Source organism: Limosilactobacillus equigenerosi DSM 18793 = JCM 14505 (genome assembly GCF_001311375.1).
Lineage (GTDB): Bacteria > Bacillota > Bacilli > Lactobacillales > Lactobacillaceae > Limosilactobacillus > Limosilactobacillus equigenerosi.
Genome location: NZ_BBAS01000006.1, coordinates 84,425 through 98,799, shown reverse-complemented (window position 1 = coordinate 98,799; position 14,375 = coordinate 84,425). Strand labels below are relative to the sequence as shown.

Below are 14,375 nucleotides of genomic sequence, written 5' to 3'. Positions count from 1 at the left end.
TAAAAAGACGAACCAAATTTGGCTCGTCTTTTGTTATTGATAACTTAATTTGTTATTTTAATTTTTCCGTTTCTTTGCAAAACCTAACGTTCCAAGCGCAGCAACCACCGCTACTCCTAATAAACTAAGTTCAGAACTTGGTTCATTCCCCGTTTGTGGTAATTGGTTCGCTTTTGCAGTGGCTTGCTCCTTATTCGTAGCAACGTGGTGTGAATTCTTAACTTGTTGTTTAGCTGATAACGTTACCGTTTGGTGTTTCGTAGCTAATTGTTGTTCTGCTTGCTTAACTTGTTGAGTTTCTGACTTCGTTTCAGCTGGCTTGGCTGGTTCTACTTCCGGCGTCGTTTCACCTGGCTTGGCTAGGTGTGCTTCTACATTTTGTTGCGCAACCTTTAATTTAGCAAGTGCTACTTGCAACGCTTTAACCGCTTCATCATATGATTGCGTAGTAATTGATAATTGATCGTTTGCAGCTTGCAAACCTTCCTTAGCAGTTGCTAATTTGAGCTCGGCCGCTGTCACTGCTTGATTGGCTACAGTTAAATTATCATTAGCTTGTCGTAACTTAGCTAATTGAGCTTTGGCGGCTTGTAGATCACTGTTAGCTTGTAATAACTTTTGTTGAGCTTGTTTCGTTGCTTGTAAAACTGCAGCATCGTAGTTAATTTGCGCTTGTTGAACTTGTTCCGTAGCTACTTGCAACTTATTCTTGGCATCGGCTAACTTTTGTTCTTCAGTATTCTGCTTAGCTTGGGCATCGGCTAACTGTGCTTGCGCTTGTTTTAATACTTCCTTAGCGACTATTAAAGCTTCTACCTTAGATTGGCGTGAATTATCTAGTTGTTTAAGATTATTATCTGCTTGTTGCTTAGCTACTTGCGCTTGCTTAACTGAATCTTGAGCTACATCAACTTGATGATTAGCCCCCTTAACTTTATCATTGGCTTGGTTTAACTGCTTAGTAATTGTGTCCAACGTAGCTTGCGCGTTAGCAACTTGATCATTAGCTTGCTGTTGCTTGGCTTGCGCACTAGTTAACGTAGCTTGTGCTTGATCAACTTGCGCTTGTTTAGTGGCTAATTCATGTTGGGCCGTGGTTGCTTGTTGTTTAAGCGCATCATAATCGCTATCATAACTGTTCCCTAAATCATGTGGTAATACCGAATCAACACCTGATAACGTACTATTATCAGTCCAAACGAGATTTGGTAAGGAAGCATATACCGTTTGGTGAATATTACCGAACTTATCTAACGCAACCCCAAAGTAATATTGGTGATCCGTTGTTGGCATGTATGCTAATAATGAAGTAGTATGCCCAAAACTTTGTCCTTCATCGGAAAAAAGCATTCCCACAATCCCGTAGTAAGTTAACGTTTTAATGTCAGCCATCGTGAATTTAGCAGTCGTTGATGGAATTGAAAAGCCGTTATAGTTTCTATCATAGACAAACACTAACGTTTCCCGGCCATGTAATCCATACTTATCTTGACCATATTGGTTCGCTTGATTAATCGCATTTGAATCATGCCATTTAGCCTCTTCGACTAGCGATGCTTCATGTTGCGTAATATCTAACGCCGCATCATTAACCGTTAATAATGGTAACCCCATTTGAGAGCGCACTTGATTTAAGATTAAGGCCGCAAATTGACTAAGTTCTCGTTGTTGATCCTTCGTCATTGAATCAATCGACAACGTAGTATTTAAATCTTGTTCCGTTGGTTGATATCCAACCATCGTTACACGGAATTTTCCATTCCGTTGATCGTCAAAACCTAAAAATTCATACCCCATTCCATCTCCACCTTGAGCTGGATTGGTATTAAAACCGTCTTGTTGTTCAACTTCCTTACTAGCAGCTGCTAACCGTTGGCCGGCTTCACTATTAGGATCAATTGTTGGAGTAGTCCATCCCGCGTCTAAAGTTTTAGTGGCTTGTTTATAGGCTTCCGTATAACTCGGAGTGACTTTAACAACCGGAATCCCCGCAAGTGATGGTAAACTCTTTTGTGCGACTTGCAATGCTTGCTTAGCAGCTGATAATTTCTCATTTGCAGACGTTACTTGTTGGTCAGCATTAGCCTTGTCATCTTTGGCCTTATCAAGGACTTGTTGATTAGCTTGTAATGACTGATTAAGTTGTGATTGCTTTTGTTCGGCATCATTAAGCGCTTGCTGTGCTTGTTGTAATTTTGCTTGCGCGTCTGATAATGACTTTTGAGCTTGTTCGCTCGCTACTTGATAACTTCCAGCATTTACTTGATCAACTTCTTTTTGTAAGCGTTGAACTTGATCAGATGCAGCCGCTACCTTCTGCTTAGCATCATTCACATATTCCGTAGCAGAAGATAATTGATTCTTTTGATTATCAACGCTCTTTTGCGCTACAAGTTGATCTTGTTGAGCTTGATTTAATTCTTTTGGACTAACTTGTTTCGCAGCATTAGTTACCGAATCATTCGCTAAATTAACCTTGTTTTCTTGTGCTACAACTTGCTTTTTCGCAGCATCAATTGCTTCTGGTGTCGCCTGCTTAGCCGTTACTTCAGCTTGTGTCAATTTCGTTTGGGCAGCTGATACAGTTGCTTGAGCCTAATCAACTGTAGATTGAGCTGCTTCAACATTCTTTTGCGCTTCCACATTAGCTTGCTTAGCAGCATTGGCTTGCGTCGTTGCTTGATCAACATTCTTTTGGGCCATAGCAACATCCTGCTTAGCATTGGCAACTTGTTGGTTATTAGTAGCTTGGGATGCCGGTGTTACCGTATCCGCTTGCGCCGTTCTTTGGGTCGTTACCATCCCACCAGCAACCGCGGTCGTGGCAATCGTTGCCGCCACCCAAAGTTTACCGGATTTATATAATTTTGTGTGTTTATTTGTTTCCATAATGTATACTCCTCGTGTATATGAATAATAACAACATCATCATTCTACTCCCTCCTCCAAAAAAATTGCAATATAACTGTAACAATTTGTTCATAATTTTCGAAATAATGCTTTGATACAAAAAAAGCGTTGAAACTAGTTATACTAGCCTCAACGCTACTCAAATTAAACAAGCCTAATCTAAATTAATATCTCACGAAAGGAAACAGCCGGATGACGCTTTTCGAAGCATTGTCTCTAGTTTTAGGGTCCCTAAACCTTCTGTTGAAAGTTTATACCCACTTTCGAAAACGAAAGTAAAGTAAAACCCGTCCACATCATAGCTCTGACCAGCTAGTGGGCGGATTCGTCTGCTACAAGTCACTGTCTAGTCGGCTCGCGTTTTTTTATTACAACTATATTTTAACACACCAATCTTGCCTGCCAAGGAAAAGTAACACTTTTAATTTTTTTGTTACCTAACTTTAATCGATATTCACGTTGGTAATCAGTGTTCTACGGCAAATTTGTAACTTCGTTCACCGAGCAAGAGACTAGGACTAACTGAAAACGGACGCTGACGGATATGCTATCCATCAACGCCCATTTCCAAGTTAGTCTAACGTCGCTTTTAACGCTCGGTTCACGACCTAATTTTTACATTGAAGCGCCGGCATCCGTATCAACAGCTTCATCAGCAGCATCCGGAATTCCCTTTTCGGCATCATCACGTTCTTCGTCAGAAGCACCAGCCGCTGTGTCAACACTCGTGGTTTCCACTTGCACTGGCTTAACTGGCGTTGCCGTCGTCGTTTCTTCTTCATCGGAAGCCCCGGCGCTTGCGTCAACTGCTGGAGCAGCTGGGGCTGGCGTTGCTTCTTCTTCAGAAGCGCCCGCACTGGCATCCACCGCTGGAGTAGCCGGAGCAGCACTACTAGATGCGCCACCTTCAGCATCAACGGCCTTAGTTGGGTCTTGAACTAACTTTTGGCCCGTCATGTCAAGGTATGACTTCACGATTGGCCATAAATCAAGTACCCATTCATTAATTCCGCGGAATTGACCATTGTCATCGGCCATCCGCTTGTAGTAGTGCATAATCCACTTTTCGTTAAGCTTGTTACCAGGAACTGGCATTTCAACTAAGTCCTTCTTACCCGTCCGTAATTGGTGGATAACGTACTTAACCCCGTCCTTAGCCCGTTCAGGGTGCACTTCGCTCATTGGCATCCCCGTTTGCCATGGGTAACGAGGGGCCAACATGTCATCACGATCTAACATGTGGTTGTAGTAGATGAATTGGGCATTGTCATCCATGAACGTTAATTCCATTGGCATCGTCTTTAAGAACCAGTTTAATTGGTTGACACTTAAGACCCCGCTATCAAGTTTCACGTAATCACGATCACTGGCAGCGTTCACCTTCGCACTGGCTTGGTTCACCCAGTCCTTAGACATCATATCAACGTCAATCGTCGTGTCCGTCTTACCAGAAGCCGTTAAGTCTTCGTTCTTCCAGTCATCAGCGGCTGCTTCAACGACCCCCGTGCCATTAACCATGTTAACCCATTCCGTAAACTTAGCTAAGACACCCTTTAAGAACTTAACCGTACCTTCGTCAGAGATATTACCATTTTCATCGAACTTATCTTGGCAGTTCCCCATCAAGAATTCGTTCCCGGTCATTGGAATGGCGTTCACCCCAGGGGCATCCAAGATTTCGCGTAAGTCCGCTTGGGCCCGTGATGTCCCTTGGATTAAGTAACTTGCCCCCACAATCATGACGGCCTTGTCTTGGAATGGGTGCACATCAGATGACAACCATTCTAAGATACTCTTCATCACCACCGTCGTCGTGTGGTTATGTTCAGGCGTCGCTAAGATTACCCCGTCAGCCGCACTAATCTTGGCATTTAATTCCACTAATTGTGGGAAGTCCTTGTAATCAAGGTCCCGGTCAAATAATGGCACTTGGTCAACATCTAAGACTTCAATGTCAGCTAAATCAGTGTATTCCTTAGCCATGAAGTCAACTAACATCCGGTTATATGAACCCTTATCGAAGGATCCGGCAATCGCAACTAATTTCATTTTCGTTCGTCCTCCTTAACCTTCGTGGGCAAGCTTTTCAGCATCCGCTTCCGCTACGCGACTTGCTTCGGCTAACGTTGCTACCACTTCAACTAACACTTCAAATTCTGCAAATAAAGCATCAAAACGCTTCACTAAAGCCGCATCCGTTAAGTTTCCTTCATCATCAAAGGCCCCTAATGAACGACTCACCATGAAGTCAGAACTGGATAACGTCCGGGCGTGAATTTCAGGAGCATCTAAAATCCGCCGAATGTGTGCTTGCGCCCGGGATGTCCCTAACGCCCCATATGAAGCCCCGGTAATCATGACTGGCTTGTTATCGAATGGGTGAATCCCGTATGATAACCAAGCCAAACCATTCATCAATGAGGCTGGGATACTGTGGTCGTATTCCGGCGTAGCAATAATTACCCCATCAGCGGCCGCAATCTTGTCAGCAACTTCCTTCACCCCAGCTGGTAAAGCGAAGTTTTCCGTCTTATGGAAGACTGGCCAGTTAGTGACATCAACTAATTCCACTTCGGCCTTGCCGGCTAAGTGCTTTTGAATGAAGTTGATTAACTTGGTGTTCGTTGAACCTTTCGCGTGTGTCCCCGCGATTCCAATGTAATGTTTCATGTTTGCCTCCGTTGCAAATTTATCCTTATCTGTTCGTTATTTTCGAACCTAAAAGAATCCAATAAAATTATTCAATCACTAGAATAGTTTATCACAAATTTAATTTTCTATGCAAGTGTATCCCGCCCTATATAAGCCATGGCGCCGGTTTCATCAATTGTGATTATTTGCACATCAAGGTTTAACCGCACTAAAATTTGTTGGATCTCTTCGTTGGTGTGACCAAACAACATCTTAGTTAAAATTTCTCCCATCGTGGCGGAGGCGCCGAGCACCGTTAAACTCGCCATCGTGGATTTAATTGGCCATCCCGTTTGCGCATCTAAAATATGATGATACGTTTGTCCATTGACTTCAAGTTTCCGGACATATACCCCGGATGTACTCATCGCTTGATTATTTAACCGTAAAATCGTCGCGTAATCGGTTCGACTACCTTGCGGATCTTGCAGGCCAATATGCCACGCGTGGTCATCATTATTCAAATTACCACCAATCGTGACAATACTACTGCCCCCTAAGTTAATTAGCGCATGTTCAACCCCTGCTTGCCGCCAGGCGTGAGCAATTTGATCAGCGAAGAAGCCCTTCGCAATCCCGCCAAGATCTATTTCCATGCCAGCTTGAGGTAAATAAACTTCCTTCGTGGTTGGATTTAACTCAATTTTAGTGGCATCCGTCAGCAAGCGGGTCGCTGCAATTTGCCCCTGACTTGGCACGTGGGCATCACTAAAACCAATATGCCACAATTTGACTAACGGTCCAACCGCCACATTAAAGTAACTCCCCGGTTGCTGACTATACTTTAGCGCAAGTGTAATTAATTCAAATAAATCATCATCAACTTCCACAGGATGTTTCCCCGCCGCTAAATTAACTTGCATTAATTGGGAAGCATCATTATTGGCATTGAAACGATTTTGATAATCAACTAATTGTTCCACCGCTTCGGTAATTAATTGTTCTCCGGCCGGATGGTCAACCTTTAACGTAATCGTTGACCCCATTAAATTAACCCTTTGTTCAAATAACATTTTTTTTGCCTCCGTTAAAAAAAACGGTTCGGGGAAACTCCCCCGAACGTCATGATTATTATTCTAAGAAATCCTTTAATTGCTTAGACCGACTTGGGTGGCGGAGCTTGCGTAAAGCTTTGGCTTCAATTTGCCGAATCCGTTCCCGAGTCACCCCGAAGACCTTCCCGACTTCTTCCAACGTCCGCGTCCGACCATCATCAAGCCCGAACCGGAGCCGTAAGACGTTTTCTTCCCGGTCCGTCAACGTATCTAAGACGTTTTCCAATTGTTTCTTCATCATTTCGTAAGCTGCGTGTTCAGCGGGACTCGTAGCTTCTTGATCTTCAATGAAGTCCCCTAAGTGAGAATCATCTTCTTCCCCAATTGGCGTTTCTAAGGAGACTGGTTCTTGGGCAATCTTTAAGATATCCCGGACCTTTTGCGGTTCAATTTCCATTTCGGCCCCAATTTCTTCAGGTAATGGTTCCCGTCCTAAATCTTGGAGTAATTGGCGTTGAATCCGAATTAACTTGTTAATCGTTTCCACCATGTGTACGGGAATCCGAATGGTCCGCGCTTGATCGGCAATCGCCCGCGTAATTGCTTGCCGAATCCACCAAGTGGCGTAAGTTGAGAACTTAAATCCTTTCCGGTAGTCGAACTTTTCTACGGCCTTCATTAACCCCATGTTCCCTTCTTGAATGAGGTCTAAGAATTGCATCCCCCGGCCAACATACCGCTTGGCAATTGAAACCACCAACCGTAAGTTAGCTTCGGCTAATTCTTGCTTGGCCGTTTCATCGCCGTCTTCAATCCGTAACGCTAATTCAACTTCTTGGTCAGCATTTAACAATGGCACCCGACCGATTTCCTTCAAGTACATCCGCACGGGGTCATTAATTTTAACCGTCGTGGCCGCTTTTGTATCTTCACGCGGTGCGGCAGCTTCGAGCTTTTCCGTTGCCTTTAATGCACGGGGATCGGGATCACCGTTTTCGTCCACGATACTAATCCCAGAATCTTCAATGTTTTGCATCAATAAATCGATGCCATCGGCGTTTAATTGGAATGGTTCAGCAATTAACTTCGATAATTCACTGTACTTAATTTCCTTGGCCCGCTTCCGTTCCCGAATCAACTTGCCGACTGACTTTTCGTATTCTTGCTTGTTGAATTCGGGTGCGTATGAAATGAGGACATTTTTCTTATTTGCCATCTTAATTATTCTCCTCTGCCTTTTACCTGTTGTTGCTGCTGGTATAAATCAACTAGTTGTTGTGTTAATTGGGCGATTTGCATCTGATCTTTGGTGGCACTAGCCTCCTTCAGTGCTTGTTGAACTTGCTTAATTTGCTCATCTAATGGTGACTCTTGTAAGAGAACCTGCAGACAATCATTAATCATCTCATCATCCACTTGCATTTGGACATCCAATTGTTCGATTTGACTTAACGTTTGCACTAAATTCGGGTGCGCTTGCAGACTCGCCATGAAATCCGCAACTTGATATTGCGGGTGCTCAACGACATACCCTTGGGCTGCCAAATACAACGTTTGATAATTCGTATCTGGCATCACCAAATTGGTTTGGGCCAGTAAATGCCCCCGCCATTCCGGATAATTTAAAAACCAATACAATAATAATTGTTCCGCCCGCTCAACCCGATTAATAATTTTAGGCGTTGTCACTACCGGACTTGCCGTAGGACTCGTCCTTGCTTGCGGTGGTGCTGTTCGTGGTGGCGTCACGACCGGTTTGATTTGTTGCAATTGGGCTTGTAAGGTTCCCAAATCCAGGTTAAATTCACTGGCTAATTGGTTCAAATAAACCCCTTGCGCCATTGGCTGTTGCAATTGCGCAATCACCTGTAAGGCCGCCTCTAAATAACTCAATAATTCACTTTGATTATTGAGATTCAACCCTTGCCGTAAGTACGCTAACTCGAACGCAACGGGATCAACTTGATGTTGCTCATAATACCGCACAAACGCCGCGCCACCATTAGCTTGAACGTATTCATCCGGATCCAAGCCCGCTGGCATTTGGACAACTTGTAAACTCAAATCCGGCGCCGTTGACCGTAATAACTGTAACGCGCGTCGAATTGCATTTTGCCCCGCGCTGTCACCATCATAACAAATCACTAACTGACTCGTTAACCGTTGAATGATTTGGATTTGCTCACTCGTAAAACTAGTCCCCATCGAGGCAATCCCAGTTTTCAACCCGGCCCCATACGCCGAAATGACGTCCATAAACCCTTCCATTAAGGTTAACTGGCCGGTTTGTCGAGCTGCTTTTTTGGCCTCGTCCAAATTAAACAAGACAAACCGTTTATTGAAAATTGGGGTTTCGGGACTGTTTAAATACTTAGGGGCTTGTTCATTCCCTTTGGCTTGCAATAACCGCCCTGAAAACGCAATTACTTGCCCCCGTTCATTCTTGATTGGATACATGACCCGATCAACAAACCGATCATGTAATTGGCCATCTTGATCAAGGCGGAATAACCCCGTACTACGTAAAGTATCATATTCCAACCCTTGTTCCTTCGCGAAATTAACCAACACTTCTTGGTCAGCAACCGCTGGGGCAAACCCGAGTTGGAATTGATCAATTAATTCGCGCGTCATCCCCCGGTCAAGTAAGTACTTCAATGCTCCTTGTCCGGCCGCTGTATTAACTAATAAGTGATGATACAATTCGGCTGTTTGAGTATGAAACTCGTATAATGGCCGATTTGGGGACGCCGGCCGATTGGTTGCTTGATCATCCGCCACCGGAACCGCAATATTAGCAAACTTAGCGACTTGACGCACCGCTTCAGGAAAACTCAAGTCATGCCGTTGCTGCAAGTAGCCAAACACATTCCCAGTCCGATGACAACTAAAACAGTAGAAAAACTGCTTTTCTTCGTTCACTGAGAACGAAGGAGTGTCATCTTGATGAAAGGGACAATGTCCCATCAGGTTATGACCTGATTTGCGTAATTGAATATCTTGCCCAATCACATCGGCAATATCAACGGCTTGCCGGATTTCGTCAATTAACGCATTCGGTATCCGCGCCATGGTCATCGTCCCCCTCATCAAATCCCAATTCTAGTTACGAAAGGCCGCTAATCCACTGGGTGGACGCGACCTAAGCAGCAGCAATCAAACTTGCCTATAACTATTGGTATTCTAACACACGATTACTTAACAATCAATTGATCTAAATCCCCAAAGACATGCGTTAAGTTCGCCAATTGATTCATTTGCGATAACCGGTTGTGCTTAATTTGTTCATCCGGATCCATAATCATGTTCGCTTCAAAGTAATCATTGATGACATCCTTGAAGTTAACCAAGGCCGCAAATTGAGCATCCAGCGCCGCCGTTTGATCAAAGTGACTAACTTGATCAAATAATGCTTGTTCAGCTTCATTTTGGAATAACGTAGGATCAACCGTTGGATTGTCGATTGGTTGCTTCTTAGCTAAACGAATCACCCGCGTCAAGGCTTCCATTTGGTCCTTTAAGCCCGCATCTTGATGGTGAGCCGCTAAGACCTTAGCCGCTGACATTACACTTAAAAGATCCGTCGCTGGGACTGCGGTCACGGCATCAACCACGTCATGACTGATCTTAGCCAAGCTGAAGAATTGCTTCATCCGATCCATAAAGAAACTTTGGACTTGATCGGCATTCTTGGCAACTTCGTATTTTGGTGTTAAGCCCGCCGCTGCAAACAAGGCTGGCAATTGGGCTTGCACACTGAAGATTGGCAAGTGCCATTGTTGATCATTTAAGATCCGCACAATCCCGTAAGCTTGCCGCCGTAATGCGTAAGGGTCGTTGGAACCACTTGGGATTAAGTCGACCGCAAAGAAGCTGAAGATACTGTCTAACTTATCAGCTACCGCCAAAAGCGCGCCCACCTTCGTTGCTGGTAAGGCACCTTCAGCCGAAATTGGCATGTAGTGTTCACGAATTGCAGTGGCAACGACTTTATTTTCACCCATTAAGTTGGCGTAAATTTCACCCATCACCCCTTGAAGTTCTGAGAATTCACCAACCATTTGCGTCGTCAAGTCGAACTTGTAAATGTCAGCCGCCCGTTGTAAGTCCGCCACTTCTTGGTCCGTAAAGTTTAATTCCTTGGCTAAGAGTTCCGCAATCACCCGGGTCCGCTTCATCTTGTCAGCCATCGAACTAATTTGGTCGTGGAAACTAACCCGCGTTAACCGTTGGGCATATTCATCGACCGTGACCTTTTGATCTTCTTCATAGAAGAACTTGGCATCTTCTAACCGTGGTACTAACACACGTTCATTCCCGGCAATCACATTGTCGAGGTAATCCGTGTTCCCATTCCGAACGGCAATAAAGGCTGGTTGTAACTTGCCCGCTTGATCACGAACACAGAAGAAACGTTGATTGTCCTTCATGGAAGTAATTAAGACTTCTTCTGGTAAGACAAGGTACTTTTCGTCAAACTTCCCAGCAAACGCCGTTGGCCATTCAACTAAGTTGTTAACTTCTTCGAGTAATTCTTCGTCCCAGTCTAATGTCCAATTGTGTTCAGCCACAATCGCTTCGATTTGGTCCTTAATTAACGCTTTGCGTTCGGCTGGATCAACAATGACAAAGTCGTCCTTTAACGTTTGGACATAATCCGTCGCCGTCTTGATTGTTAAATCGTGACCTAAGAACCGGTGTCCCTTCGTGTGCCGGTCTGCTTCGACATCTAAAATCTTAAATGGCACGATTTCATCATCTAATAAGGAAACTAACCAGTGAATTGGCCGAATGAAGTCGAGCTTGTATTCTGCCACTTCATTAAAGTTGGGAACGTCATACTCGTAATGACATCATTTAAGCCACTCAGCACTTCTGCCACGCTCTTACCAGCAACGTGCTTGTTAACAAAGACGTATTCCGTACCTTTAATTTCCTTAAATTCGATATCGTCTACGCTAACCCCTTGTCCCTTCGTGAAACCAATTGCGGCCTTAGACCAGTTACCTTCATCATCGAGGGCAATTTTCTTGGCTGGTCCCTTAACTGATTCGTCAATATCTGGTTGCTTATCAGATAAACCCGTAATTTCCAAGGCTAAGCGCCGAGGCGTTGAGTAAGCGTGATTTGATCGAATTCAATCCGTTGTTCTGTTAAGTATTTTTCCACGCGCGTTTGTAATTGCCGCATACTTGGCGTTACCACGTGGGCTGGCATTTCTTCTAAGCCGACTTCTAATAAGTAAGTATGACTCATTACTTGGCTCCTTTCTTGTTAGCGTTCCGCTTGGCTTCTTGCTCTTCAATTTGTTGGTACTTAGCCAAGACTGCTTGGCGCTTAGCTTCGTCCTTAATTAATGGGAACCCTTGCTTCCGCCGTTCTTGGACGAAGGCCTTGGCCACTGACTTGGCCATAATCCGAATCCGGTGTAAGTAACCGGCCCGTTCCGTCACCGACACCGCCCCGCGTGCATCAAGTAAGTTAAAGGTATGACTACACTTCAAGACGTAGTCATAAGCTGGGTGCACTAAGCCAAGCTTAATTAACCGCTTCGCTTCAGCTTCATAGTCTTCGAAGAACTTTAATAGCATGTCTTGGTTGCTTTCTTCAAATGAGTACTTGGAGTGTTCGTATTCGGGTTCCTTAAAAATATCACCGTAGAAGACCCCATCCGACCATTCAAGATCGTAGACGGAATCAACGTTTTGGATGTATTCAGCGAGCCGTTCTAACCCGTAAGTAATTTCAACGGCGACGGGGTCCATTTGGAGTTCCCCAACTACTTGGAAGTACGTAAATTGCGTCACTTCCATTCCGTCAAGCCAGATTTCCCAACCGACCCCGGCACAACCCATGGATGGGTTTTCCCAGTTATCTTCCACGAACCGAATATCATGTTCTAACGGTTCAATCCCGAGTTGGCGCAAACTATCTAAGTATAATTCTTGAATGTTAGCTGGAGAAGGCTTCATTAACACTTGGAATTGATGGTGTTGGTAAAGCCGGTTCGGGTTATCCCCATAACGACCATCGGCTGGCCGGCGGGAAGGTTCAACATAGGCCACGTTCCATGGTTCCGGACCAATTGCCCGTAAGAACGTATATGGACTCATCGTCCCCGCCCCTTTTTCATTATCATATGCTTGCATTAACATCGTGCCATGACTTCCCCAGTATTGTTGCAACTTGAAGATAATGTCTTGCACTGTAAGTTTTTCTGTCATTACTGACTCCTTTCTAATGAAAAAGTCCCTGTAACAAACCAACTTGGTTCATTACAGGGACGAATAATTCGCGGTTCCACCCTGCTTTCTTACCGCAGTAAGACAGCTTTGTTTGGGATGTAGCTGATAAAGGGCCTAGGAAACTGTTTAAATCAACCGTGAGCTTCCACCATCCTCACGTCGCTACGTACTTAATCTAACTCCGATCTTCGTCATCGCTACGAATATTTCACTGCTTAAAATTCTAAGCAACTTTTTAGCCTTTGTCAACATTCAATTATCTTCTAAATTTGTACCTAAAAAATAATGATCTTCAGAATTTTTGAAAGGGTATACATGAATTTTATCTTTAACCTCGTCACTAAAAATTTTTTTTCTTATCCTCTTCGTTTTTACTGAACCTATCTTTTTCGCTTTCATTAAAGTTATCCCAAACAATATTTAAAAATTTCTTAATAACATTATCAATAACATTATCATCATCTACATTATCGTCATTTTTGTACCAATAAATAATTAGTTCACAATTATCATTTTTACATTTTAATCTTTCATAAATTTTATTCCACCACCAACTATCTGTTTTACCAAATGACATTCCAAATATTATAATACAGTTCGCATTTTTTTATCATATCTTCATACAGTACGTCATAATTACCCAAGAATGGTTTATGCATTACAACATTTTTACCCTTTTTTTCACTATATTGATAATCTTGTAATGTATATCCGAATACCATAGAATCACGAATATATTGATTGCCATTTACATGGTGGATTAGATTACGATAATTATAAAGATAACCATTGATATTATCAGCAATATCTAAATTACTTTCCCCATTAATATAAGGATGAGGATTAAACTGTTCTAAATCTAAAAACATATAATTATCTAGTAACATCGTGTAATTAAAATTAATAAAATCAAATTTAAATTTATCTCCATTTTTATAGTTAAAGGTTGATTTTTTAGCTTTTCTAAATCTTTTAGAAAACATTCAATAGAATTTTTCGCTAACTTTCCATTTTTAGATAATTTCCTTACGCTTAATAATTGTTTTTCACCAACAACCTCATTTAAAAATTCGTAGATATATCAGTCAATTCGTTAAGAGCATTTAACCATTCATCTGTCCGATCACTTGCCTGCTTCGACCCACCCGTATCATTTTGAACGTTTTTAAATTTATCTTGTAATATATTCTCAAAATCACTCCAATTCATTTCTTTTTGTTTATCTTCTTGTTTATCTTCTTGTTTATCTTCTTGTTTACCTTCTTGTTTACCTTTTAATTCGTTCATTTCTTTATACAATTTATTGTCTTTAATATTATCGAGATGGTAATCATGTAAATAATTATAAAAATCATCATACCTTGTTTTAACCCAATGTAATTTTTCAAGCATGGAAATATCAAATCCATTACCTACTAAAGCCAATATTTGTTTATCAAACTTACAATTCTTATTTTCACCCATTATTTTCACCCATTAAATGACTTTTCTTAACATCGATTTGAGGTTAAATATACCACATAAAGCTACGTAC

Annotated in this window: 11 protein-coding genes and 1 pseudogene; all 12 read right to left on the bottom strand. The window is 42.7% G+C overall.

What is annotated here, in order from left to right; all coding sequences use genetic code 11:
- Positions 1 to 57: 57 nt before the first annotated feature.
- Complete coding sequence (locus tag JCM14505_RS04555; protein ID WP_054653271.1) at positions 58 to 2,562, bottom strand: SEC10/PgrA surface exclusion domain-containing protein; 2,505 nt, start codon at positions 2,560 to 2,562, stop codon at positions 58 to 60.
- A 33-nt stretch (positions 2,563 to 2,595) separates the two neighbouring features.
- Complete coding sequence (locus JCM14505_RS04550; RefSeq protein ID WP_054653270.1) at positions 2,596 to 2,889, bottom strand: KxYKxGKxW signal peptide domain-containing protein; 294 nt, start codon at positions 2,887 to 2,889, stop codon at positions 2,596 to 2,598.
- A 636-nt stretch (positions 2,890 to 3,525) separates the two neighbouring features.
- A complete protein-coding gene (locus JCM14505_RS04545) occupies positions 3,526 to 4,959 on the bottom strand; it encodes an NAD(P)H-dependent oxidoreductase (RefSeq protein WP_054653269.1) in 1,434 nt (477 codons plus the stop codon).
- A 15-nt stretch (positions 4,960 to 4,974) separates the two neighbouring features.
- Positions 4,975 to 5,580 carry an NADPH-dependent FMN reductase gene (locus JCM14505_RS04540; protein WP_054653268.1) on the bottom strand — a complete coding sequence of 202 codons (606 nt, stop codon included), beginning with the start codon at positions 5,578 to 5,580 and terminating at the stop codon, positions 4,975 to 4,977.
- Between the two features lie 107 nt (positions 5,581 to 5,687).
- Positions 5,688 to 6,614 carry an FAD:protein FMN transferase gene (locus tag JCM14505_RS04535; RefSeq protein ID WP_082405626.1) on the bottom strand — a complete coding sequence of 309 codons (927 nt, stop codon included), beginning with the start codon at positions 6,612 to 6,614 and terminating at the stop codon, positions 5,688 to 5,690.
- A 58-nt stretch (positions 6,615 to 6,672) separates the two neighbouring features.
- Positions 6,673 to 7,812: an RNA polymerase sigma factor RpoD gene (gene rpoD, locus JCM14505_RS04530; protein ID WP_054653267.1), complete on the bottom strand. Its 1,140-nt coding sequence runs from the start codon at positions 7,810 to 7,812 to the stop codon at positions 6,673 to 6,675.
- A 5-nt stretch (positions 7,813 to 7,817) separates the two neighbouring features.
- Positions 7,818 to 9,668 (bottom strand): DNA primase, encoded by a 1,851-nt coding sequence (dnaG, locus tag JCM14505_RS04525; protein WP_054653266.1) that lies wholly within the window; start codon positions 9,666 to 9,668, stop codon positions 7,818 to 7,820.
- A gap of 122 nt (positions 9,669 to 9,790) precedes the next feature.
- A pseudogene (gene glyS / locus JCM14505_RS04520) lies at positions 9,791 to 11,852 on the bottom strand (glycine--tRNA ligase subunit beta).
- Positions 11,852 to 12,820: a glycine--tRNA ligase subunit alpha gene (gene glyQ / locus JCM14505_RS04515; RefSeq protein WP_054653265.1), complete on the bottom strand. Its 969-nt coding sequence runs from the start codon at positions 12,818 to 12,820 to the stop codon at positions 11,852 to 11,854. The pseudogene glyS and the gene glyQ overlap by 1 nt, the downstream one beginning before the upstream one ends.
- A 361-nt stretch (positions 12,821 to 13,181) precedes the next feature.
- On the bottom strand, positions 13,182 to 13,418 hold the full coding sequence (locus JCM14505_RS04510) for a hypothetical protein (RefSeq protein ID WP_054653264.1): 237 nt from the start codon (positions 13,416 to 13,418) through the stop codon (positions 13,182 to 13,184).
- Positions 13,405 to 13,824 carry a hypothetical protein gene (locus JCM14505_RS04505; RefSeq protein WP_054653263.1) on the bottom strand — a complete coding sequence of 140 codons (420 nt, stop codon included), beginning with the start codon at positions 13,822 to 13,824 and terminating at the stop codon, positions 13,405 to 13,407. The genes JCM14505_RS04510 and JCM14505_RS04505 overlap by 14 nt, the downstream gene beginning before the upstream one ends.
- Positions 13,825 to 13,903: 79 nt before the next feature.
- Positions 13,904 to 14,305 (bottom strand): AbiH family protein, encoded by a 402-nt coding sequence (locus JCM14505_RS04500; protein WP_054653262.1) that lies wholly within the window; start codon positions 14,303 to 14,305, stop codon positions 13,904 to 13,906.
- Between the last annotated feature and the right edge of the window lie 70 nt (positions 14,306 to 14,375).